The 25,486-nt window shown below is 33.1% G+C and carries 12 protein-coding genes and 1 tRNA gene; 11 read left to right on the top strand and 2 right to left on the bottom strand.

All coding sequences use genetic code 11. From position 1 onward, the window contains the following. Window positions 1-107: 107 nt before the first annotated feature. From ACTJIW_RS14915 to ACTJIW_RS14890, 6 genes are all read left to right on the top strand, one after another. Window positions 108-3,134, top strand: coding sequence for a SusC/RagA family TonB-linked outer membrane protein (locus ACTJIW_RS14915; RefSeq protein WP_440714786.1), 3,027 nt, complete (start codon window positions 108-110; stop codon window positions 3,132-3,134). Between the two features lie 43 nt (window positions 3,135-3,177). Continuing rightward, on the top strand, window positions 3,178-4,770 hold the full coding sequence (locus ACTJIW_RS14910; protein ID WP_440714787.1) for a RagB/SusD family nutrient uptake outer membrane protein: 1,593 nt from the start codon (window positions 3,178-3,180) through the stop codon (window positions 4,768-4,770). A 74-nt stretch (window positions 4,771-4,844) separates the two neighbouring features. Beyond that, the gene (locus ACTJIW_RS14905; RefSeq protein WP_440714788.1) at window positions 4,845-5,939 is read left to right on the top strand and encodes an endo-1,4-beta-xylanase; all 1,095 of its coding nucleotides are present in this window, start codon (window positions 4,845-4,847) and stop codon (window positions 5,937-5,939) included. A gap of 142 nt (window positions 5,940-6,081) precedes the next feature. Further along, a complete protein-coding gene (locus tag ACTJIW_RS14900; RefSeq protein WP_440714789.1) occupies window positions 6,082-6,981 on the top strand; it encodes a PKD domain-containing protein in 900 nt (299 codons plus the stop codon). A 74-nt stretch (window positions 6,982-7,055) separates the two neighbouring features. Further along, window positions 7,056-8,471 (top strand): hypothetical protein, encoded by a 1,416-nt coding sequence (locus ACTJIW_RS14895; protein WP_440714790.1) that lies wholly within the window; start codon window positions 7,056-7,058, stop codon window positions 8,469-8,471. A 201-nt stretch (window positions 8,472-8,672) separates the two neighbouring features. Continuing rightward, a complete protein-coding gene (locus ACTJIW_RS14890) occupies window positions 8,673-10,475 on the top strand; it encodes a glycoside hydrolase family 2 protein (protein ID WP_440714791.1) in 1,803 nt (600 codons plus the stop codon). A gap of 228 nt (window positions 10,476-10,703) precedes the next feature. Here the strand turns inward: ACTJIW_RS14890 and ACTJIW_RS14885 are convergent. Next, window positions 10,704-10,788 (bottom strand) — tRNA-Ser (locus ACTJIW_RS14885). 441 nt (window positions 10,789-11,229) lie between these two features. Next, entirely contained in the window at window positions 11,230-11,898 is a 669-nt protein-coding gene (locus tag ACTJIW_RS14880) for a response regulator (RefSeq protein ID WP_012024153.1), read from the bottom strand. 125 nt (window positions 11,899-12,023) lie between these two features. Here ACTJIW_RS14880 and ACTJIW_RS14875 point away from each other — a divergent pair, with 125 nt between their 5' ends. The 5 genes from ACTJIW_RS14875 to ACTJIW_RS14855 all read left to right on the top strand — a co-directional run bounded on the left by ACTJIW_RS14875 (window position 12,024) and on the right by ACTJIW_RS14855 (window position 25,472). Next, entirely contained in the window at window positions 12,024-12,260 is a 237-nt protein-coding gene (locus ACTJIW_RS14875; protein WP_149208216.1) for a hypothetical protein, read from the top strand. 119 nt (window positions 12,261-12,379) lie between these two features. Further along, window positions 12,380-14,365, top strand: a complete 1,986-nt coding sequence (locus ACTJIW_RS14870) for a tetratricopeptide repeat-containing sensor histidine kinase (RefSeq protein WP_123875692.1) — start codon at window positions 12,380-12,382, stop codon at window positions 14,363-14,365. A gap of 477 nt (window positions 14,366-14,842) precedes the next feature. Beyond that, complete coding sequence (locus ACTJIW_RS14865) at window positions 14,843-15,475, top strand: 4'-phosphopantetheinyl transferase family protein (RefSeq protein WP_012024156.1); 633 nt, start codon at window positions 14,843-14,845, stop codon at window positions 15,473-15,475. Window positions 15,476-15,514: 39 nt separating this feature from the next. Further along, window positions 15,515-16,483: an NAD-dependent epimerase/dehydratase family protein gene (locus ACTJIW_RS14860; RefSeq protein ID WP_149208214.1), complete on the top strand. Its 969-nt coding sequence runs from the start codon at window positions 15,515-15,517 to the stop codon at window positions 16,481-16,483. 304 nt (window positions 16,484-16,787) lie between these two features. Beyond that, window positions 16,788-25,472: an amino acid adenylation domain-containing protein gene (locus ACTJIW_RS14855; RefSeq protein ID WP_440714792.1), complete on the top strand. Its 8,685-nt coding sequence runs from the start codon at window positions 16,788-16,790 to the stop codon at window positions 25,470-25,472. Window positions 25,473-25,486 lie beyond the last annotated feature (14 nt).

Here is a 25,486-nt window from a genome sequence, read left to right as displayed (position 1 = left end):
TTCGAACCCCTAAAAACGAATATCTTCCTCCCTTCGTAACCTTAATTATTAGTCACATTTGCAACATAATCACATGACTTTATAATTAACTAACCAAAAAAATTACAATGAAAAACAACAAACCCGAAAAGATTCTTTTTCTTGGTGGAAATTATCTAAAATTAATTTTAATGTTTTTTCTGTGCATTCTGGCTTCTAATGTGAAGGCACAGGAAAGCACGGTTTCAGGAAAAGTAGTTGACAATGCAGGTCTCCCATTACCAGGAGTAAATGTACATGTTAAAGGAAGTACAAAAGGAACTCAAACCGATTTCGACGGAAATTTCAGCATCAGCACAGCGCCAAAAAGCACACTTGTTTTTTCCTTCATCGGGATGGATGAAGTTGCTGTTGATACAGAAAACAAGAAAAACCTAAAAGTAGTTCTTAAACCAAGTTCTCAGGCACTAGACGAAATTATAGTGGTTGGTTACGGAACCAAAAAGAAAAGCGACGTAATTAGTTCTGTGGCTTCGGTTAAACCGGGCGATATGACAAAAGTGGCGACTTCTGATGTTGGTGAAATGTTGAGAGGTAAAGCTGCCGGAGTTCAGGTTTCGTTAGCTGATGGAGGTCCAGGAAGTTCTTCTTCAATTCAAATTAGAGGAAAAAAATCTATTAACGGCAGCAACGAACCTATCGTAATTGCCGATGGTGTTGTAATTGGTAACATCAATGACATTAATGCCAACGATATTGCTTCTTTAGAAATTTTGAAAGATGCTGCAGCACAATCTATTTATGGAGCAAGAGCATCAAATGGAGTTATTTTGATTACTACAAAAAGAGGAAAAACCGGAAAAGCAAAAATCGCTTACAATGGTTTTTCTGGAGTACAAACAATCAACAGGAATTTTGATATTTACAACGGAGAAGAATTTGCCCAGCTAAAAAGAGAAGCTTACAGAACAAGCAATGGCGGAGTTTACAGACCAGACGATCAGGTTTTTTCTCCGCTTGAATTAGAATCTGTGCAATCAGGAAAATATATCGATTGGGAAAAATATGCGCTGAGAACAGGTACAACCAATAACCACAGTTTAAGCATTTCGTCAGGAACAGATAAAACGAGTATTTTTTCAAGTATCAATTACATTAATACAACGGGAGTAATCCCAAATTCTGATTTCGAGAAAGTGGCTATGAGAGTCAATGTAGATCAGAGAGTGGCAGACTGGCTGAAAATAGGAATGAATGTTTCGCTTCAATTCTCAGAAACAAACAGACCAAACGTAGGGAATGTTTTAAATAATGCCATTACTACATCACCTTTAGGAAGAATTTATAATGATGATGGATCATTTCGTTATCTGCCTGGAGGAATTCAGGAAACACCAAATCCACTTATTGATATTTACGAGACGACAACAAATGAGTTAAATCGTAATGATATCATGAATATATTTTTAGACATTAATTTAGCAAAAGGTTTTACGTATAAATTAAACGCCAGCCGAAGATCATGGAATTATAAAGCAATGGCTTTTAATACATCAAGATCACTTTCCGGAATTGCCAATTCAGGACAAGGAAGCGGCAGTATACTTTATAAAGACAATGTAGAATACCAGTTAAGTAATATTTTGAATTACAACTTTAAACTGGCCGAAAAAAATCATTTTAACGCTACTGGAGTTTATGAAATTACTTCATCAGAATACAATGAATTTAAAAACTCGGCAAGCAGAATTCCAAGTGATATTTTGGGAATTTACGGCTTAGAAAGTGCTTTTTTAAATACACCTGAAATTGGCGGAAACGAAAGATCGCTCATTTCATTTGCCGGAAAATTAGAATATGATTTTGACAGCAAATACTATTTTACAGTTTCAGGCAGAGCCGATGGATCTTCAGTATTTGGAGCCAATAATAAATGGGGATTTTTTCCTGCTGTAAATGCTGCATGGAATGTTTCAAATGAAAACTTCATGAAAGAACACGTTCCGGTTATCAGCAGTTTAAAATTAAGAGCCAGTTATGGTAAAGTAGGAAACCAGCCAAAAGACCCGTATCAAAGTATGGCGGTTGCAGATCAGAGAGATTATATTATAAACGGAATAAAAGTATCTGGATACGTTCCGGGAACACAATTGTCTAATCCGGATTTGCGCTGGGAAACTTCAACGCAGTTAAACCTTGCAGCAGATTTTGGATTATTTAAAAACCGATTAACAGGAACTGTTGAGGTTTACGATACAGATACTTCTGATTTATTGATTTATGAAACCTTAAATGCAAATACAGGTTATACCAAAAAACTTTCAAATATTGGTAAAGTAAACAATAAAGGTTTAGAAATTACTTTAAATGGTGATTTAATCAAAAAGAAAGACTTCAGATTAAATGTTGGCGCTACTTTCACTAAAAACAAAAACAGCATTGTAAGTATTTATGGTAAAGATGCCAACGGAGACGGGAAAGAAGATGATGATGTTGGAAACTTATGGTTTATAGGAAAACCAATTGATGTGTATTACCGATACAAAGCTGTTGGGATTTATCAGGAAGGAGAAACTATTCCAATTGTTACAGGAACAACTTTATATCCGGGAGACATAAAATTATACGATGCTAATCCAGCAAATGGTGCCAATCCAAACCCGAATGAAGACCGTGTCATTACATCAAAACTGCCAGATTGGTTTGGAACTTTTTCACTGGCTTTAGAATACAAACAATTTGATTTCTCGGCAGATATTTATACTGTTCAGGGAGTTACAAGAGATAATTTATTCTTATACGATTATGTGAAAGGAGGTTCTTTGAGAGGAGTAAAAAACGGTATCAAACAAGATTACTGGACACCTGAAAATCCGGGAGGAAACTGGCCGAGACCAAGAGACGGAAACGATCCGCCGTACATCAATACTTTAGGATTACAAGATGCCTCATACATTCGTCTGCAAAACGTTTCTCTTGGATTTAAATTTCCAGAAAGCACACTTAAACCATTAGGATTAAGTAATATGAGATTGTATGTAACCGGAAGCAATTTGGTTACCCTTACAGATTATCAGTCTTACAGCCCAGAGAAGGAAATAAACGATTATCCGGAACCTGTTACTTGTGTTATAGGCTTACAAGTAGGTTTTTAATAACACAGTTTAAGACATTAAATAAAATAAAAATAACAAGATCATGAAAAATATAAATTTTCTATTTGTTTTGATATTCGGACTTTCTTTAGGACTTACTTCATGCGAAGATTTTCTGGAAGAAAACGTAAAAGATCAGGTTTCTGTAGATTATATCTACAATTCTCCTGCAGGATTAGAAGTAGGAGTAAATGCACTTTACAACCAAATGCGTTTTTATAATCTGCCGTCTGGCGATAACAGCGATTTGTGGGCGAATGTTTTCTTTATGGTCGCAACCGATTTAGGATTGCACAGAACCTGGAATACACCTTACGGAACAGGACATAATCCGCAGTCATATACAGGCTCAAAATGGATTCAGGGCTATAAAATTATTGATAGATGTTCGGCAATTATTACATCGGCAAGAACTATAAAAATGGATGAAAATGCCAAAAAAAGATTAGTAGCGCAGGCACGCGTTATTAGAGGAGAATTGTATCTGGATTTAAAACAAATGTATGGAGGTATTTTAATTGATACTATCCCAACAACTCCTGAAAACATCAATGATCCGGTAGAATATAAAGTAGCCAGCGATGCTGATGTATATCGATTAATCGATGCTGATTTAGACTATGCGATTGCCAATCTTCCTTTTAAAGTAGATCCGGGACGTTATGGTCAGGGAGTTGCGAGACACATTCGCGGAAAAAGCGCATTATGGCAGGAAGACTGGACAGAAGCTGCGGCACAATTTGACGCCATTATTAACGACGGAACACATGGTTTAGTAGCTCTTGCCGATGTTTGGGGACAAAATGCAAATCATAAAGAATCTCTTTTTACTTATCAAAAAGACTTTTTATTAGGCCCGGAAGATGGGTTAGCTGGAGGAGGCGGTTCGTGGTTGAGCAGCGTTTTTACACACAGAACTTACGAATTAAACGCAAACGAACTAATTCAGGATGTGGCTTATGGAGGTCAGGCTTTAGGATGGTTTTACCCAAATAATTACTTGAAATCACTTTACGATCAGGCAAACGATCTTCGATTCAAAACTTATTATTATTCAGATAATTATCAGGATTATAAAATCAATGTTCCGGGAAATCCAAAATTTGGACAGCCAATTACCAATCCGGCTATTGCTGCACCAAATGGAAATTACAGAGCATGGCATTGGAGTTTGAAAAAATACCACGATACCGAAAAACTGCCAATGACCTCAAACAGTTACAAAGATTATATGTATTACAGACTGGCAGAAACGTATCTGCTGGCATCAGAAGCACATCATAATTTAGGCAACGATACAAAAGCATTAGCATATTTAAACAAAGTAAGAAGAAGAGGTTATACAGGAAATCCTGAAAGCACCGTAACCACTTTTGATTTGACAGCCTGGACTTTAAACAACTATTTAGACGAATCGGCAAGAGAATTAGCTTTTGAAAACAACAGATGGTTCTTATTAAAAAGATTAGGGCTTTTAGTAGAAAGACAAAATTTATATTTCCGTTCAAGTCCGTCTGGAACTATTTCTGGAGAAGTACCTTTAAAAATGACCCCGGCAATGGTAAACATGCCAATTCCGCAGAGTCAGATCGATTTAATGGGAAAACCAGAAGGATTTAATGTTGGATACAATTAAGGTTAAAGTTAGTAATAACCCGTCCGGAAGTTAGAATATTCCTGATCTGACTTCCGGATTTAAAAAGAAAACACATGAAAAGTAAACAATATATTTTAGGAGCATTAACCGCTTTGCTGTTTGCCTCTTGCAGCAACGATGAAAAAGTAGTTTTGAAATATGCGGATGAAGGCGATTCAGGCAATCCGAATCCGATTACGCAGACTTTAAAAGAAAAAGCAAAATTTAAAATTGGAGCTGCTGTAAAAATGAAAGATCTCCAAAACGAAGCCAATTATAAAAATGCTGTTTTAAAACATTACAATCAGATTACAGCCGAATTTGAAATGAAAATGGCAAGCATCTGGACATCTTCAACAGCATATAATTATACTGCAGCGGATTATTTAGTAGGATTTGCCCAAGATAATAAGATGGAAGTTCACGGACATACTTTGGTTTGGTACGATTCATTTCCGGAATGGTTTAAAAAAGCCCAATACGATTCGATTGCATTTGAAGCCAAAGTAAAAGTCTACATTACTGATGTCGTAGGACGCTACAAAGGAAAAGTAAAAAGCTGGGATGTTGTTAATGAAGTTTTTGCAGACGGAGGCGCCATGAGAAACGAAACGGTTATCAATTCACTGTTTAAAGATCCAATTGGATTTTACGGAAGATGTTTTCGCTATGCAAAAGCTGCAGATCCTGATGCTAAATTATTTTACAACGATTACAGCGTAGTTCTGGATGCAGGAAAAAGAGCCTCAATCAAAAAAATGGTAGCAAGATTCAAGGCAAACGGAGTACCAATTGACGGTTTAGGAGATCAGTTTCATTATGCCACAGATACCAACAGGCAAACGATGAAAACCGGTTTTACAGATCTTGCTTCAACAGGATTGTTAATTCATATTTCAGAATTGGATATTAAAGTCAATACGGGAAAATCAGATTCGTATGTTTTTAATGATGTTGAAAATCAGAAACAGGCAGAAACCTATAAATACATTACAACTATGTATGAAGAGCTGCCTCAAACCCAAAAGTTTGCCATTTCAACCTGGGGAGTAACAGATAAATATACATGGCTTACAAGTTTCTGGCACTCAAAAGAATATCCATTGCTTTTAGATGCTGATTATAATAAAAAACCAGCTTATCAGGGATTCTTAGACGGATTGAAGTAAGAGAGATATTTTAGAAAAAAGAGACAAGAAGCAAGATTTTTGAGAGTATACCCTTTCTGAGTAACAGTTTAGAAAAGTCTTTACTCTTGTTTCTTTCCTCTTTCTCCTTCTCAAAAAAAATTAACCAAAAAACATTGAAATCATGACCATAAAACTAAATCATATATCTAAATTAAAATACTTGTTTTTAGTTCTTTTCGCAGGTTTATTTTCCTGCGAAGATGATGTACGCGAAGTATACCTTTATAAAAAAGGAGAATTAAGCGCAACTTCAACAAATACAGCTATTGAGGGAGGCGAAACAGTAACGTATACTGATGCATCAACAAAAGTGCGTGCCATTAAGTGGACTTTTCCAGGCGGGTCGCCGGGAGCTTCAATTGAACCGAATGTTGAAGTAAAATATACCAAAGCAGGAACTTTTACCACTACTTTAGAAATCACCTTTGTAGACAATACAACTCAAAAGAAAACTTTTACGGTTGAGGTTGAAGCACCTCCGACACCTCCAATTGTTATTCCGGCAGACGCTCTTAAAATTTACTCTGAAAATCCGGATTTTACCAAAACAGCTCCGGTTTTAAACTGGGTTTCAAGCAATCAGTTTGTAATTAAAGAAGTTGCTCAAGACGGTTACGAAGGTGCTTACAGAAATTTTTCTCTTCCTGCGACACCGCCGGCTGCAGAAGCAAAATGGGCAATGGCAATTTTACAGTTTGTAAATTTTACCGATATCTCATCTTACACTTATATCAATATGGCAGTAAGAACTACAAGTACAGGAAAAATCAGATTTAGAATGAAAGATGCCTCTAATACTGGTTATGTAGAATTTGATGCCACAAGTAATTTATACGGACTAAAAAGAGACGGAAGCTGGAACATGGTTAAAATTCCAATTGCCGATTACAAAAAACAGAATCCGCTGTTAGACTTAACAAAAATCAAAGATATTTTGGTTTTAAGAAGCGTTGATCCGGAAGATGTTAGAGCGCTGAACAATTACACTTTCGATTTCGATCATATCTATTTATCGAAATAAGATTTCTTTTTTATTATACAATTTCTTTATGGGGCAGTTTTTTGCTGTCCCATAATTCTTCAAAAACAATTAATATGAATTTAAAGAAACATTCCGTTTATGCCTTATTCGGTTTTTTAAGTCTCACATTGCATGCGCAGCATAAAAATACATATCAAAAAGTCGAAGCCAGACAAAATGCTTTAGATCCAAAATGGGTAGCGTATGATGCTAAAACTATTGATAAACTTCCTGGATTTAAAATAAAAAAGGAGTCACCAGCCTCCGTTTACGGCGGTTCTAAAATGTGGCAGAAAGAAGCAACCGGATTTTTTAGAACCGAAAAAATAGACAACAGATGGTGGATTATTGACCCGGAAGGTTATCCCTATATTTATAAAGGAATTGCGGTTTTTAATGCAGGACGTTCTGAAAATCAGCAAAAAGCATTTGATAAGAAATACGGAAGCAAAGAAAACTGGGTAAAACAAGAATCAAAATTACTTCGCGATAATGGATTTAACGGCGTAGGAGCATGGTCGAATGTTGATTTGGTTCGTAATGCTGAAAATCCTTTGGTTTACACGGTTATCATTTCGCCAATGGGAATGTATCATTCCGATCATATTAAAAAATTTGGAGGGAAATATAAAGAAGCAAGCTGGCAGAATTACCGTTTTGATTTGGTAATGGTTTTTGATAAAGAATTTGATTCTTACATTGAAAAATCGGTAAAAGAGATTGCTCAGTACAAAGATGATAAGTATTTGATGGGTTATTTTACTGATAATGAACTGCCTTGGTATAACGACGCATTAGATAAACATTTAACTTTATTGGCCAAAGATGAGCAGGGCTATATTGCTGCAAAAGAGTGGTTTGATAAAAGAAAAGGATTCAATGCTTCAGCCTCTGATATTACTCAGGAAGACCGAATGGCATTTACTGCTTTTTACTTTGAAACTTACATGAAAAAGGTAACCGAGGCATTAAGAAAAGCAGATCCAAACCATATGTATTTAGGATGCCGATTCAATCAGGATAAAGATCAGGAACTAACCAATCCGGAGATTTTTAAAGTGGCAGGAAAGTATATGGATATCATTTCGATAAATCATTACCGAAAATGGGAGCCAAGTCAGGATTTAATGAATAAATGGGGCGAATGGTCAGGAAAACCGTTTCTAATTACAGAATGGTACACTAAAGGAGAAGATTCTGGTTTGCCAAACAATACAGGAGCAGGATGGCTGGTTCGAACTCAGAAAGAAAGAGGGCTTTTTTATCAGAATTTCACTTTAGAACTTTTAAAAAATAAAAACTCAGTAGGCTGGCATTGGTTTAAATATATGGATAATGACCCGCAGGATTTAAGCACAGATTATTCAAACCGTGATTCAAACAAAGGAATCGTGAACAGTAATTTCGAACCGTATCAGCCATTATTAAAAGAGATGAAAGTTATTAATGATAACGCCTACGAACTGACACATTATTTTGATAAAATGTAAAAATCTTTAAACACATAGAAACATAGATTTTTTAGACTTAAAAAAAGGATACTAAAAGAAACTAGTTTCTAACACATAGCTAAACTTTGTTAGTAAAATCCAGCTATGTGTATTTATGCAAGTGAAACGCCTTTTATGCTCAAAGTAGTGCTATGTTTCTATGTGTTTAAAAATAATTGTAGATAATTAAAAATAAAAACTATGAAAAAAATTGTAATGCTGTGTTGTACTTTTCTACTGATGGGAAAAGCAATAGCACAGGAAATTCCATTAGTTTCCAATATTGCAGCCCGAAACAATATTACCTTAAACGGAAAATGGAGTTATATTGTAGATCCGTTAGAAAACGGGTATTACGATTACCGATTAATGCCTTTTAAAAACAATGGATTCTTCGAAAATAAAAAATTCAACACCACAGATTTAACCGAATATAATTTTGCGACTTCTGCCACAATGGATATTCCATCAGATTGGAACAGCAAAGACGAAAGATTGTTTTTTTATGAAGGAACTGTTTGGTTTCAGAAAGACTTTAATTATAAAAAAGATTCTAAAACCAAAGGGATTCTTCATTTTGGAGCAGTCAATTACGATGCTAAAGTCTATGTAAACGGAAAACTGGCAGGAACACACGTTGGAGGCTATACACCTTTCAATTTTGATGTAACTGATTTATTAGTCGACGGAAATAATTTTGTAGTTGTAAAAGTAGATAACAAGCGCCACAAAGATAATGTTCCAACTGTAAATATGGATTGGTGGAATTACGGCGGAATTACAAGAGATGTTACTTTGGCTGAGGTTCCGAATACGTATGTGGAAGATTATTTGGTTCAATTGGATAAAAAAGAAAAAGGCAAGATTTCCGGCTGGATAAAACTGAATAGTGAAACAGCAAATCAATCCATTTCAGTTTCTATTCCAGAATTAAAAATCAAAAAGAGCATCACAACAGATGCTAAAGGAATGGCGTATTTTGAAATTAAAGCCAATCCGGTTTTATGGACGCCGGAAAAACCAAAATTATACGATGTGACCATTTCCAAAGCAGATGAAAATATCACGGATCAAATTGGTTTTAGAACTATTGAAACCAAAGGAAAAGAGATTCTGTTAAACGGAAAAAAAGTCTTTTTGAGAGGAATCAGTATTCATGAAGAAGCACCTTTCAGATCGGGTAGAGCTTGGTCTGAAGATGATGCGATAACGTTATTGAATTGGGCCAAAGAGTTAGGCTGTAATTATGTTCGTCTGGCACATTATCCTCACAACGAAAATATGGTAAGACAAGCTGAGAAAATGGGAATTATGATTTGGTCTGAAGTTCCTGTTTATTGGACCATTTCATGGACAAATCCTGATACGTATGCTAATGCAGAGCGTCAATTACACGATATGATTTACAGAGATAAAAACCGCTGCGGAATCGTGATTTGGTCTATCGCCAATGAAACACCGCATAGTGATGAAAGAGATGTTTTTCTGAGTAAATTGGCTAAATATGCACGCACGCAGGATAATACTCGTTTAATTAGTATGGCGATGGAAGTTACCAAAAGTCCAAACAATGTCAATACACTTCATGATAACATGAATGAATTTGTAGATATTGTAAGTTTCAATCAATATCTGGGCTGGTACAGAGGAACGAATGAATCTTGTAAAGATATGCAATGGGTGATTCCATATAACAAACCAGTTATTATCAGCGAATTCGGAGGAGAAGCTTTACAAGGACTTCACGGAGATAAAAAAGAACGCTGGAACGAAGAATATCAGGAAGAATTATATATTCAAAATACTCAGATGTTTAATCGTATAGAAGGTTTAGCAGGAGTTTCACCCTGGATTTTAGTTGATTTCAGATCACCAAGAAGACAATTGCCAAACATTCAGGACTTCTTTAACCGTAAAGGCTTAATCTCAGATCAGGGAATTAAAAAGAAAGCTTTTTATGTAATGAAAGACTGGTATGCACAGAAAGAGCAGGAATATAAATAAGTGAGTTAGAGTTTTAGATAAAGAGGAAAACCTTTGGAGTCAGAAATGATTTTGAAGGTTTTTTAGTTTTTGGAAATGTTGTTCTTGAATAAATACAAATAGAGAATTTTTTCCGAAGGTTCGAATCCCTCTTTCTCCGTAATTATTTTTTTGGGAAAATAAACACATCAATTAAAAAGTCAATAAAACAAAAAACCTTCAACAAAAGTTGAAGGTTTTAAAAGTCTGCGGAGAAAGAGGGATTCGAACCCCCGGACCTGTTACAGTCAACAGTTTTCAAGACTGCCGCATTCGACCGCTCTGCCATTTCTCCAATATGTTCGCAATCGTTGTGTGATTGCGAGTGCAAATATAAGGCGTTTTTTCGATTGTGAAAATTTTTTTGAAACTATTTACAAAGAAAAATATATAATAAAAAAAGAAAACCCTTAACGTTAGTTAAGGGTTTCATTTCAAAACTATTTAATAGTTTTAATTACAACAATATATATGGATGAGTAATTAAAAAAAATGAGCCGGAAGGTATAGAAATAAAAATACTATCTCATAATAGAGCAGTATTATAATGCAAAATGCAAGATTTAACAAAATCACTTTTATTTTTTTGGGGAAGATTTAAAGGCAGCTTCAAAACAGGAATATAATAATTCTGCCATAAAGCTTAAAATGAGTGATGTAAAACTGCTTTACTCTGTGAAAATACAGTTGATTCAATAACTTGATTCTACTATATGCTTTATTTTAATTATGTTTTTTAAAGCAGTCCCAGCTTTTTTGCTTTTTCAATTAAATCTTTATCACTGCCTTTTTCTTTTAAAAGCTGGTCTTTTATACTGGCTTTTCTTTTTTCGATGGCACTCATAGAAAGCGGAATATAATCTGGAAGATTTACCGTTTTTACACCTTGAGAAATTAAAATTAAGATTTGGTTATCGTGATTATCCCAATTTATATTTTTTTTGAATAAGTCTCTCTGTGATTCTATTATGGCTGTGCTTTGCAGTATTTCTCCATTTAATATTCTTTTACAGAAAACAGGAAATAGTTCAAAATTAATATCACTTTTAGATATAAAGCCTTCTGGTCTTACACTTTTGATGATCTTATCGACTGTCAATGGCTCACTATGCATTGTAAGTAAAACTATCTTACAGTTTTTAAATTTCCCTCTAACGAGTAGTGCAAGATCAATACCATTACTAATATTAAGTTTTTTGTAAGGCGGAAGGTTAATATCTAATAAAGCAAAATCAATATTCTTGTCCTGCTTTGACATAAGCGTTATTTTATTGTAAGCGTCTTCACAATTGTAACTGGTAATAAAATTAGGCTTTGTTGTTTGAAATTCTTCATCAGATAATAGGTTTATATAACTATCCACTGTCATAGGATGGTCGTCTACCACTAGAACATTTAGACTCATAATTTATTTGTTTTGGTACATTTTCTACAAATCTAACGAAATATTACGGATTTACCGTACAATTCAGCTAAAGTATAGTTGTTTTTTTGCTACTCAAGATAGATAATAATTTAAAAAATAATTTTATGAAAAGAAAGTTGTATTTAGTTGGAGTAGTTTTTATTTCTTTATTAGCATTTTCATGTTCAACTGATGATTTAGAAGATTCTAATTCAGGTGGTAAAATTGTAAGAACTTCTGATAAGGGATTTATAAATGAATCAAATGAAAAAATTATTGATTCAAGCACAGTTGTAAAGCCATCAGATGCAGAAATAGAATCTGACGGTGAACCTAGCAATCCAAAACCTCCTAGAAAATAACAAAAGGAAAAATCTTATGTTTTTTTTGAATAATAGGTTTTTTAAATTTCAATATCATATATTTGAAATCCCTAAAAACCATTTGTACATTGAAAATTCTTGCCAGAAAAATATCCTTTTTGTCTTTACTAATTCTTTTTTTTTCATGTAAAAAAAGCGATGCTGTTTTATTCGATTCAACTCACATTAGTAGTCTCGAAGAATACCAAAAAGAGGAATATCTGGATTCTATAGTAGATTTGCTAAAATATAAAAAGAACGATTCGATTACCAGAGATTTGTACTTAAAGGCTGCTTCGGAATATTATGTTATTAATAATCTGAAAAAATCACTAGCCAGCAGCCAAAAAGCGCTAGATCTTTCAAAAAGAGTTAATGACACTGTAAGAATGGCAAAGGCATTTTATTATGCTGGGGATTGTTACGAAAACTCAAAAAAGGACAGTGCTTATTTTTTTTATTTAAAAGCAGAAAAAATCTATCATAAAATCCATGATTATAATAATGTGGGCAAAATGCTGTTCAACAAAGCATATGTCCTATTTTATGATGGTAATTATGTTGAATGCGAAATAGAGGTTTCTAAAGCGTTGCAATATTTAAAAAAATCTTCAAATCACGAATTAATATATTCTTGCAATACCTTAATGGGGAACTGTTTAGAAAAATTAGTAGATTATAATGAAGCATTGCGTTATCATAATTTAGCGCTTGCTGAATTGAAGAAAATGAAAATTGATGACGAAATTAATAGTTATAATGTTAGTTCTATCATTAATATTTGTAATCTATACGACCTAAAAGGAGAATATTCTAAATCTATTGAGCAGCTGCAAAAATTACTTTCGAAGGATTTAAAAAAGAAATGGCCAAGATTATATGCAAATGTTTTAAGCAACCTGGCTTATTCAAAAACGAAAAATGGAGATTATAAAAATGTTGAAGCTATGTTTTCAGAATCCTTAAGGATTGTTGACAGCATTGGTGTTGAATCTGATATATTATACAAAAAGATCTATATCGGGGAATATTTTTTAACTCAGAAGGACACTGCCAAATCAATTAGTAACATAAAAGAAGCTAATGATCTTGCAATTAAACTAAACAGCAGTAATGAAATTTTAACTTCGTCTAAGCTGCTTTCTAAAATTGATAAAAAAAATGGGCTGTATTATACAAATTATTATATAAAAGTAAGTGATAGTATAAACAGAGTGCAAAGAAAAGCCCATGATAAATATGCAAGAATTGAGTATGAAACCTCAAGGATTGAAGACGAAAATAAAGTTTTGACAAAAAAAAATCTATTCATATTAATTATCTCATTTGTACTGATACTTTTGTTTTTGACTATTCTGATTTTCAGATATTCTAAATATAAGAATAAAGAATTACAGTTTTTAATCAAACAGAAAAAAGCAAATGAAGAGATCTACAGATTGCTAATCGAGCAAAATGAAAAAATAAATATTGCGAGAGAGAACGAAAAAACCAGAATTGCCAGAGAACTGCATGATGGAATAATGAATAAAATTTATTCGATTCGAATGAATTTAGGCTTTTTTAATTCTAAAACCGATCCGGAGATAGTTGAGAAACGCAAAAGCTATATTTTAGAATTACAAAATGTTGAAAACGAAATAAGAATGATTTCGCATGAGTTAAATCAGAATCCTTTTTTTGAGGCAAATGATTTTAATACATTGCTGATGAATCTTATTCACAATCAAGTAGATATTACAAAAACACAATTTAAATATGTGGTCGATGATTCTATTGATTGGACTGCAGTGCAGAATATTTATAAAATAAATTTATACAGAATTGTTCAGGAATCAATCCTAAACGTCAATAAGTATGCAAATGCAAAAAATTGTCAGATAAAAATTCAGAAAGTAAAAAGCAATTCTCTAAAATTAAGTATTAGTGATGATGGTGAAGGTTTTGATATTAAAACATCCAAAACCGGAATTGGAATCAATAATATGAAAGACAGAACAATTTCCTTAAAAGGTAAATTTAAAATTAAATCAAAAACAGGTAAAGGAACCAAAATAGATATAACCTTTAACCTTGACACTATTGTAATTGAAGCTTTAGAATAGTTTTGAATTTTAAGAATCGAAAAAGGTAAAATCTCAAAACGTCTTTAGATTTTTATAAAAACAGATACTCAATGTTTTTTACGAATATCTGTTAATCAATTAATATATTTTTCCTTACTTATATCCATTTTACGTTTTTAAATGTTAAACACTTAAACCATCTTTTTATTTAAAAGATGGTTTTTTGCTTATATATTTCTTTACCCTTTAACTCAATATTGTAAAGTGATACAGCGCGCTTATTCAGATATATATTTATTATTTCAGGATAATCGAACACCGTAATTTTTAGTCAAAAAGTCCGTAATTTTTTTTTTGAAATCACTTGTATTTTCGTAATGTCTCTACTAAAGGTGCTTTAAATCACTATGATTTAGTAATGTGGTATTATGTTTTAACAAAACTTAATTGATATCACTATAGAGATTAGAATAACGAGAACTTAATTCCTGCCTTTAATTTAAAACCGATACAGTTTTGATTTACATATATTACTCTTATATCGCTGAGGATAATTGTGAAAGCCTTATTAAAAATGAGCTGCCAAAATTTTCATCAGATTTTCAGAATAGAATAAAAAGCTATCGCAGATGGCAGGATGCCCAATTATCCCTCTTGGGCAGGATAATTTTATTTAAGGCAGTTGACCATATCTATAATGGTAAATTTCAAAGTAGGGAAATAGAGCAGACGCAGTACAATAAGCCTTACTTTAAAAACGGTTCTATTCAATTTAATATTTCTCATTCTGGAGAGATCGTGGTTTGTGCTTTATGTGAAAAATCACAAGTAGGAATTGATATAGAATTTATAACAGATGTTTTAATTGATGACTGTAAATGGCAGATGACTGAAAATGAATGGCTGACCCTTACTTCATCAGATAAAATAAAAGAAGCATTTTTTGGATACTGGACACAAAAAGAAGCGGTTATAAAAGCAAATGGACTGGGATTATCAATACCATTAAAAACATTCGAGGTTTTAGAAGAGACGGCAATTATTAAAGGTCAAAAATTTTTCTTAAAAGAAATTGAAATTGATGAAAAGTATAAATGCTATATCGCTTTGGATAGAGAAATAGATCAGATCTGTGTCAGAAAAATATAGGATAAGTGTTTTTTAAGTATTAACCATTAAAAAAAAATTATGAATAAGAAAATTTTAGTTATAGGTGCATGCGGTCAGATTGGCACAGAACTTACCTTGAGATTGAGACAAATATACGGAGTTGAAAATGTTATTGCCTCAGATATTGTAAAACCTGATAATGATGTTGTTAATCAAGGATATTTTGAAATTATCGACGCTTTGAATTTTGATCAAGTCGAGTATTTTGTAGAAAAATATAGTATTGATGAAGTATATTTATTGTCGGCTTTATTGTCGGCTTCGGCAGAAAAAGCATACGCTTTTGCGTGGGATTTAAATATGAATTCGCTTTTTCATGTACTTAATTTAGCAAAAGAGAAAAAAATAAAAAAAATATTCTGGCCTTCAAGCATAGCCGTTTTTGGAAATAATACACCACGCGAAAAAACACCTCAATATACTGTTATGGAGCCTTCTACTGTGTATGGAATCAGTAAACAAACTGGAGAAAGATGGTGCGAATATTATCATAAAACTTTTGGTGTAGATGTTCGAAGTGTAAGATATCCCGGAATCATCAGCTGGTCTGCGCCGCCGGGTGGAGGAACAACAGATTATGCAGTCGATATTTTTCATTCGGCAATAAAAGAGCAAAAATATCATTGCTTTTTATCTCCGGAAACCAAACTGCCAATGATGTATATTGATGATGCAATAGATGCGGCAATCGATATTATGGATGCACCTGGTGATTTAATAAAAATTAGATCCTCTTATAACTTGTCGGCAATGAGTTTCAATCCTCACGAAATAGCCAATGAAATTAAAAAGCACATTCCTGAGTTTGAAATAACTTATAAAGAAAACGATTTTCGACAAACGATTGCTGACAGCTGGCCGGACAGCATTGACGACAATAATGCCAGAACAGACTGGAATTGGAAAAATAAGTTTGACCTGCAGGACATGACTTCAATAATGCTGGAAAAATTAGAAGAAACAATTCAAAGTCAAATACTTCTTTAAAAAAATCACAGGAAAAATTCATTTATAAAAAACGGACAATCTTAAAATCCTATACAGAAAATACTTTTTTTAAGCTTTGATAATCAGTAGTTTAATTCGGTATAAGGTTGTTTTGAAATTAGTTGAATCCGTAATTTTTATATCAAAAGTCCGTAATTTATAAATGAATCTTCCTATTATTTTAGCATATCGTCTAACGTGTCTTATATATTGAAAATTACACAGTTAGATACCCTTCCTTACAATCTGGAAACTACGATACATTCAAAACTAAAAAATTTTATTATTTATAAATAAAGATAAAATGAACCACATCAATGACAAAATAGCAAAAGATTACTGGTACAAAAAAAACAATAGAATTGTGTATACAAAAGAAGGTTTTTCTGAAAACACTTCTGTTGATTTTACCATTGTCGATGCCGGCAGACTCTCTTATTTCTATAAAGTAACAGGAGAAAATACAGATGCAGAATTTACAGTTTTAATTGCACTTTATAATTTACTGCTGCAAAGATATATTGTCGATGGGAATGTATCGTTTTTGAAGTCCTTTTTAGATTCTCAAATAGGATTGTTGAGTTATGAGTTTCAGCCAATTGGTAAAAAAACGGTAAAAGAATTTATACAAGAAACCAAGCAGGAAATTCAGGAAGTGTACAAACATGCTCCTTATTATAAAACTGAGAAAGAAAAAGCGAATGTCGAATATATTCCTTTTCAGTTTAATTACGGAACAGAAAATAAACTGAATGAATCGTTTAGTGAATTGTCATGTCGCATTGAAAAGCTGGAGAATAGAGATTTAAAAATCACTTTACATTATTCTTCAAAATTTGCTGAAAATAATCTAGCACTGCATCTTTTAAAGAATTTTGGAAGATTGCTGGAAGAATTAGAAGCAAATATCAATCTTTCGGCCGTTAAGATTTCTTTGGTATCTAATGAAGAAGAAAAAAACTTACTTTATAATCTAAACTCTCAAAAAACAGATTATAATCGTGCTTTAACTCTCGTAGAAATTGTAGAAAATCAGGTATATAAAACACCTAATGATATTGCAGTTATCTGTAAAGAGAAATCCCTTACTTATGGTGAATTAAATAAACTTGCCAACCAGCTTTCTAACTATCTGATACAACAAGGAGTATCTGAAGGTGATTTTGTTGGAGTTAAATTGGAAAGAAGCGAAAAATTGCTTGTGTCTATATTAGCAGTTTTAAAAGCCGGGGCGACTTATGTACCTCTGGATGTTAATTATCCTGCAGAAAGAATCGCATACATTGAAACAGACAGCAATTGCAAATTGGTTATTACGGGTGCTGTATACGATGATTTTTTGGAAAGCCAGGAAAAATATAATATAGAAAATATCTCATTGAACAGAAAATCAGATGATACGGCATATATTATTTATACTTCAGGAACTACAGGAAATCCAAAAGGTGTAATGATAACGCATCAAAATGCTGTTGCTTTAATTCATTGGGCACAAGAAGAATTTAATCCGGAAAAATTTGAAATTGTATACGCAGCTACATCACATTGTTTTGATCTTTCGATATACGAAATGTTTTACCCATTATCTGTTGGAAAAAGAATCAAAATATTAAATAACGCCCTGGAGATTGGACCAGAATTGACAAAAGATAAAAACATCTTATTGAATACAGTTCCGTCAAGTATCCGAAATATTTTATTTGAAGGATTTTCTCTTGAACATGTAAGCATTATTAATCTTGCCGGAGAACCGTTTCCGGTTGATATAGCCAAAAAGTTATTGCAGACCAATGCCGAAATTAGAAATCTGTATGGCCCGTCTGAAGATACAACTTACAGTACCTGCTATAAATTATCTTCAGCAAAAAACTATCAGACTATACCAATTGGTAAAGCCATTTCGAATACTCAGGCTTATATTTTAGATGAAGAACTGCAATTAGTGCCTATGGGTACAATTGGAAAATTATACCTTTCAGGAGATGGAATTGCAAATGGTTATCTCAATAAACCAGAATTGACTGCAGCAAAGTTTATAGAAAACCCTTTTGCTGAAGGGTACAAAATGTATGATACAGGCGATTTAGTAAAATGGATGCCTGATGGAAATCTGGCTTTTCTTGGCAGAAAAGACCATCAGATAAAACTTCGCGGTTATCGTATTGAACTTGAAGAAATAGAAAATGTAATCTCTTCCTTTTCTGAAAATATTGGACAGGCAGTTGTTGCAGTAAGAAAAAATAATGGTGAAGATTTTTTAGCCGCCTATTTTACAGAAATTGAAAATGTAAGTAAAACAGATTTAAGAGCTTATTTAGAAAAGCAGCTTCCGGCTTACATGATTCCATCTTATTTTACAGCGGTAGAAACAATTCCATTAACTCCAAACGGCAAGATAAACAAAGATGCCCTTTCTGAAATTACGGATGCTTTCATTGTTAAAAACGAGTATGAAGCTCCTTCAGATGCTGTTGAAAACGAATTAGTTGAGATTTGGGAGCAGACTCTCGGAATTTCTCCAATTGGTGTAAATGATCATTTTTTTGAATTGGGAGGTCATAGTTTAATGATTTCTCAGATTATAAATGCGATTTACAAGAACCTTAATAAAAGCGTTCCATACAAAGTTTTTTATACCAATCCTACAATCAAAGATTTAAGAAAGTCATTGAAGGATCAGGAATATTTACCAATTCCTTTAACACCTTATTCTGAATCGTACCCATTAACACATTCCCAAAACAGATTATGGATGTTAAGCCAATTAGAGGGTGGAAACGAAGCCTATCAAATATCCGGAGCTGTAGTTTTGAAAGGACAATTAAATGCTTATAATTTTTGTAATGCATTCGATCATGTAATTACGCATCACGAAGTTCTTAGAACGATTTTTAAGAAAAATGAAGAAGGAACTGTAAAACAATATATTATTCCTGATAATGAATTTCATTTTGCAATAGAAAATAAAGATTTTTCTACTTCTACATCTCCGTATGAAGAGATACAAAGTTATATAGGAGAAAAAAATAAAGAAAGTTATAATCTGGCAGAAGCACCTTTATTTAAAGCCTCTTTATTAAAGACTGCTGCTGATAATTTTGTGTTCTATTTGTCGATTCACCACCTTATAAGCGATGGATGGTCATTAAAAGTCTTAACTGCACAAGTTTTAGAATATTATACCATTTTAGAATCTGGAAATGTTATTCCATCTCCTGAACATAAAATTCAGTTTAAGGATTATGCTGCCTGGACGCAGGATGAACAAAATAAGAAAAACTACCAGCTGGCACAAGAATATTGGTTAAAGCAGTTTGAAGAAACTGTGCCTGTACTTCAGTTACCGGGTTATAACGGCCGTCCTGCTGTAAAAACCTATGCAGGAAACCAATACCGTCATACATTTTCGAAAGAATTGTTTACTGAATTAAAAAATCTTTCTAAAGGGTATCAGGTAACTTTATTTACAACATTAATGGCAGGTGTAAAAACTTTATTATCAAGATATGCCAGCCAGAATGATATTGTTATTGGAACTCCAATAGCCGGAAGAGAGCATCCGGATTTAGAACATCAAATAGGTTTATATATCAATACACTTGCTGTAAGAACTTTATTGAACCCAAAAGAAACATTTTCTGCATTACTTCAAAGAGAAGGTAGACAGCTTTTAGAAGCCTATGAACATCAGAATTATCCTTTTGATGCTTTGGTAGAACAATTAAAACTATCGAGAGATACCTCAAGATCTCCTTTGTTCGATATTATGGTCGTTTTGCAAAATCAGCATCAGGTATCTAATTTTATGGATAAAAAATCTTCAGAGATAACTATCGAAGATTTTGAAATTAGCAGTGAAGTTTCTGCTTTTGATATCGTCTTTACTTTTACAGAAAAAGAAACACTGGAACTTGAAATTCTCTATAATACAGATATTTATACTGCTGAATATATTGAGAGACTATCTGCGCATTTAGAAAATCTGCTGCAGCAAGTTGTTAAAAAACCTCAAGTGCTTTTAGAAGAAATAGAATTAGTATCTGAAGACGAAAAAGTAATCTTACTGAATGAATTTAACGATACAGATTTTGTTTTTGATACAGATAAAACTGTTATTGATCATTTCTTACAGCAAGTTCGAAAAACACCTCAAAAAACAGCTGTTATTGTTGATGATCAAACTTTGACCTATGCTGAATTGGATGAAATGTCTAATAAACTGGCCAATTATCTTATTGAAAATTATCAGCTTGGAAAAGGAAATTTTGCAGCAGTTAAGCTGGAAAGAGGTTTATATTTGATCATATCTTTATTAGGAATTTTAAAAACTGGTGCTGCTTATGTTCCTGTTGACATAAACTATCCGGAAAACAGGATAAAAGATATTCTTGACGACGTTTCCCCAAAAGCAATAATAGACGACGCATTTTGGAATGATTTTGATTCTAATGAAAGCTCTGCTTTACAGCCTAAAACACTGCCAAAAGGCACAGACCTGGCTTATGTAATTTACACTTCTGGATCTACAGGAAAACCAAAAGGAGTGATGATTGCACATCAGAGTTTGGTAAACTTATGTTTTTGGCATAAAAAGGCATATAATGTCGATGAAAACAGCAGAGGTACTTTATTTTCTGGAGTTGCATTCGATGCTTCTGTTTGGGAAATATATCCTTATCTAATATCAGGTGCGGTTTTATATCCAATTCAAAAAGACGAAATACGTCTTCAAATACCTGAATTAGTTTCGTTTTTGGTAAAAAACGAAATAACGCACAGTTACCTTCCTTCAAAAATCTGTCAGGATCTAATGGCTGAAACTAATTTGAAACTGCCAGCTTTAATTCTTACCGGAGGTGAACGTTTAAATTATGCAGTAGATACTTCTCTACAGGTATTTAATAATTATGGACCAACAGAAAATACTGTTGTAACAACTTATTATGATTGTAAAAAAGCTCTGAATGAAAAGGTATCTATAGGAAAACCTGTTGCCAATACACAGGTTTATATTTTATCTGAAAATTTAAAATTACAGCCAGTTGGTGTAATTGGAGAATTGTGTATTTCTGGAATTGGACTTTCAAAAGGATATTTGAACCAGCCGGAATTAACCAAAGAAAAGTTCATTCAAAATCCATTTGAACCTGAAGAAAAATTATATAAAACTGGAGATTTAGCAAGATGGCTTCCAGATGGAAATCTTGAATATGTAGGAAGAAAAGACAACCAGGTTAAAATTAGAGGAAACAGAGTTGAATTAGGAGAAATTGAATATGTTATCAGAGAGTTTGATTCAGCGATTTCCAATGCTGTGGTTTTGGTAAAAGAAGTAAAGAATGAACCGTTTATAATTGCTTATTACACTACAGGAAAATCTGTTGATAAAAAAGAACTTAGAAAATATTTAAAAGATAAGCTGGCTGATTATATGATTCCTGCTTATTATGTAGAACTTGAAACGCTGCAGCTGAATGCAAATGGAAAAGTAGATCTTTCTAAACTGCCTGCCATATCCGAATCAGATATTGTTAAGAAAGAATATATAGCACCTGCCAATCAAACAGAAGAAAAAATTGCCGTAATCTGGCAGGAACTTTTAGGACATCAAAAAATTGGTGCTGGAGATGATTTCTTTGAACTTGGAGGGCACAGTTTATTATTAACTAAGTTATTAAACGAATACCAGAGAGTATTTAAAATTGCAGTCAATCTAAAAACTCTTTATACAAATTCAAGTCTTAAAAGCCATGCAGCGCTTTTGATAAATTCAAAAGAAGAAATCGCTGTTATTGAAAAATTATCGTATCAGGAATTTTATGATTTATCTCCTTCGCAGGTTAGATATTGGTTATTGTATAAAATAAACGGAAAATCAAAAGAGTTTAATATCTACAGCACGTTTAACCTACCGGAAAATCTAAATACGGCTGTTTTTGAACAGGCATTTAATATTCTTTTAGAACGACACGAAATTTTAAGAAGCTTATTTGCTGAAGAAGCCGGAATGCCAAAACAAAAAATAATACAAAATCTGGCGGTGCGAATTCCTGTTTTTGAGTCAGAAACAGAGATTAAACTGCATGTATTCGAGTACGAATTTGATCTTGAATTAGATTTATTGTTTAGAGCAGCGGTCTTAAAAAAAGGCACAGGTTACAGTTTATATTTTAATATGCATCATAGTATTGGCGACGGCTGGTCTATGGGAATTATTTCCAGAGATTTAATGGAAATATATAACGCTTTACTAGAAGGAAAAACAGCTCAGCTTCCGGAACTAACCATACAATACAAGGATTATGCACAATGGCAGAATAATGTATTGCAGTCACAAGAAATCAAAATCCAGGAAAACTATTGGAGAGAACAATTTGCGGGAACGCTGCCGTATCTGCAATTACCATCAGATTATATTTCAAAGCTGAAAAAAGCAGAAACATCATCTTCATACACCCTATTTATTTCTGATGAAAAGAAGAAGAAAATAGAAGAGTTATCAAGAAAAAACGGTGCCAGTGTATTCGCAGTATTTGCTGCCGTTTTAAAAGTGTTATTGTACCGTTTGACTTCAGAAGAAGATATCATTCTTGGAATCCCAACAGCAAACAGAAATCATTATCAATTAAAGAATCTGGCAGGGTGTTTTATCAATACACTTATGCTTCGTGATACAATAAACAGTAATTTTTCTTTTGAAACATGGCTGGCAAAAGTCAACGAAACTTTGATTAACGCTTTAACACATCAAAATTATCCCTTCGAAAAGGTCTTGGAATTAATTGATATTCCTCAGGATGATAATCGTTTTCCGTTAAGTCCCGTTTTCTTAAACATGGTCGATTTTGATGCTGGATCACTGGATACTATTACAGCATTCACATCAACTCATGAAGTACTAAATACTGCTCCTAAATTTGATTTTGAATGTTATATAAAAAGTTTCGAAAATGGTTACAGTATTAACTGTGTGTACGATCATGAACTGTTTAAAAAAGAAACTATCCAATATTGGATAAATGCCTATTTGTCTATTATAGATCAGGTTATAGAAAATGATAAAAAAGCATTGTTTGAAATTAAAATTTTTGAAGACTTTATTTATCAGGAAAACGATCTCAAACCGGTTAATGATTTTGGATTTTTTGAAGCAAGCGAAATACAGCAGAGTATAGCACAACGATTTGAAAAACAAGTAGAATTGTTTCCAGACCGCGAAGCCGTTGCATCAAAAAATACCGTGCTTACCTATAAAAAACTTAATAATTGCGCGAATCATTTAGCACAACAAATAATAGAAAAAGCCAGCACAGAAACTAAACGAGTTGCATTGCTTTTAAATCACAACGAAACCTCTGTAATAGGAATGCTTGGAGTGCTTAAAGCAGGCTATGCTTATGTTCCTATAGATGCAAATAGTCCGTTGAGCAGAATTCAGTATATTATTGAAGATTCTGGATGTGATCAATTAGTTTGTAATGAAGTTACTGTAGAAAAAGCAAATCAGTTAAAGAAAGAATTACCGCAATTGTCAATTACAAAGCTTTCTGAAAATTACAATCTTCCAGAAATCTTAAATCCAAAACAGAGTTCAAGCCCTTTAGCAGAAGCGTATGTTTTGTATACATCAGGATCAACAGGTATGCCAAAAGGAGTTTTACAGATCCAGAAAAATGTTCTTCACTTTATTCGTGTATATACAAACAATGTTCATATCGCGATACAGGATAATTTAAGCGTTTTTTCGACTTATACTTTCGATGCTTCTGTAAAAGATATTTATGGAGCGATTTTAAACGGAGCCAAAGTAAGTATTTATGATATTGTTGAAAACGGACTAGATTCACTTTCTGAATGGCTTTTGGCAGAAAATATTACCATTATACACATGGTGCCAACGATTTACAGGAATTTTTTAAAAGGACTGAAAAAAGATGAAGCCGTGCCAACAGTACGATTAGTCGATTTAGGAGGAGAATCATGCCATAAATCAGATTTGGAATTGTTTAAAGAACATTTCCTTGAAGGTGCATTTTTGGTTAATGATTATGGTCCAACAGAATCTACTATTGTGGCTCAAAAATTCTTGTCGCATGAATCTGAATTGACAAGAAATAATATGCCATTAGGTAAATCTGTAGAAGAAACAAAGGTTTTCTTATTAGATGAAAATAATAAACCAAAAGGTATTTATCAAACAGGGGAAATTGTTTTCAAAAGCGATTATCTGTCTCTAGGATATCTAAACCGACAGGAATTAACAGATAAGGTTTTTACAACAGATCCTTTAACCGGAAACGGCAGAGTTTATAAATCCGGCGATATAGGAATGATGCTTCCTTCGGGAGAAATTGAATTCTTACAACGAAAAGATTCTCAGGTAAAAATTAACGGATTGCGAATTGAATTATCTGAAATAGAATATCAATTAGAGCAGATTGAGTTTATAAATGAAGCAGTGGTTTTGTTGAAAGAATTACAAGAAAACAGTTATATAACAGCTTATGTTCGATCTGAAGAAATTCTGGATGTGACCAAAATAAAATTGCTTTTAGGTAAAATATTACCCAAATATATGATTCCGGCAATCTACATTTCAATGGAAAATTTCCCATTGACACGAACCGGAAAAATAGAAAGAAAAGCTTTGCCAGATCCCGTAATTTCTGATTTAAAAACGGTTCCTTATGAAGCTCCGGCAAACGATGTTGAAAGCAGACTAGTACACATTTGGGCAGAAGTCCTTAAGCTTGATCCTGCTGTAATTGGCACCAATGACAATTTCTTTGAGTTAGGAGGAAATAGTCTGCAGGCTGTGGTTTTAATTAACAAAATAAACAAAATATACAACACGGTATTTTCTATCACAAATCTATACGAGACCTTAACTATAAAAGGATTAGCAGTGCTGCTTAATTTCTATTTAATTCAGAAAAACGAATTTGATATGGTACTTCAGGAAGAAGATCAAGATGAAATTATTCTGTAAAGTTTCTAAAGACC

The organism is Flavobacterium sp. 22659, assembly GCF_052044235.1.
Lineage (GTDB): Bacteria > Bacteroidota > Bacteroidia > Flavobacteriales > Flavobacteriaceae > Flavobacterium > Flavobacterium johnsoniae.
The sequence above is the reverse complement of the archived record's forward strand: the minus strand, read 5'-3'. Positions and strand labels throughout refer to the sequence as shown.

What these genes read in the sequence shown, in the direction of transcription:
- ACTJIW_RS14915 (WP_440714786.1), top strand. Translation starts at nt 108, where the DNA reads ATGAAAAACAACAAACCCGAAAAGATTCTTTTTCTTGGTGGAAATTAT.
- ACTJIW_RS14910 (WP_440714787.1), top strand. Translation starts at nt 3,178, where the DNA reads ATGAAAAATATAAATTTTCTATTTGTTTTGATATTCGGACTTTCTTTA.
- ACTJIW_RS14905 (WP_440714788.1), top strand. Translation starts at nt 4,845, where the DNA reads ATGAAAAGTAAACAATATATTTTAGGAGCATTAACCGCTTTGCTGTTT.
- ACTJIW_RS14900 (WP_440714789.1), top strand. Translation starts at nt 6,082, where the DNA reads ATGACCATAAAACTAAATCATATATCTAAATTAAAATACTTGTTTTTA.
- ACTJIW_RS14895 (WP_440714790.1), top strand. Translation starts at nt 7,056, where the DNA reads ATGAATTTAAAGAAACATTCCGTTTATGCCTTATTCGGTTTTTTAAGT.
- ACTJIW_RS14890 (WP_440714791.1), top strand. Translation starts at nt 8,673, where the DNA reads ATGAAAAAAATTGTAATGCTGTGTTGTACTTTTCTACTGATGGGAAAA.
- ACTJIW_RS14880 (WP_012024153.1), bottom strand. Translation starts at nt 11,898, where the DNA reads ATGAGTCTAAATGTTCTAGTGGTAGACGACCATCCTATGACAGTGGAT.
- ACTJIW_RS14875 (WP_149208216.1), top strand. Translation starts at nt 12,024, where the DNA reads ATGAAAAGAAAGTTGTATTTAGTTGGAGTAGTTTTTATTTCTTTATTA.
- ACTJIW_RS14860 (WP_149208214.1), top strand. Translation starts at nt 15,515, where the DNA reads ATGAATAAGAAAATTTTAGTTATAGGTGCATGCGGTCAGATTGGCACA.
- ACTJIW_RS14855 (WP_440714792.1), top strand. Translation starts at nt 16,788, where the DNA reads ATGAACCACATCAATGACAAAATAGCAAAAGATTACTGGTACAAAAAA.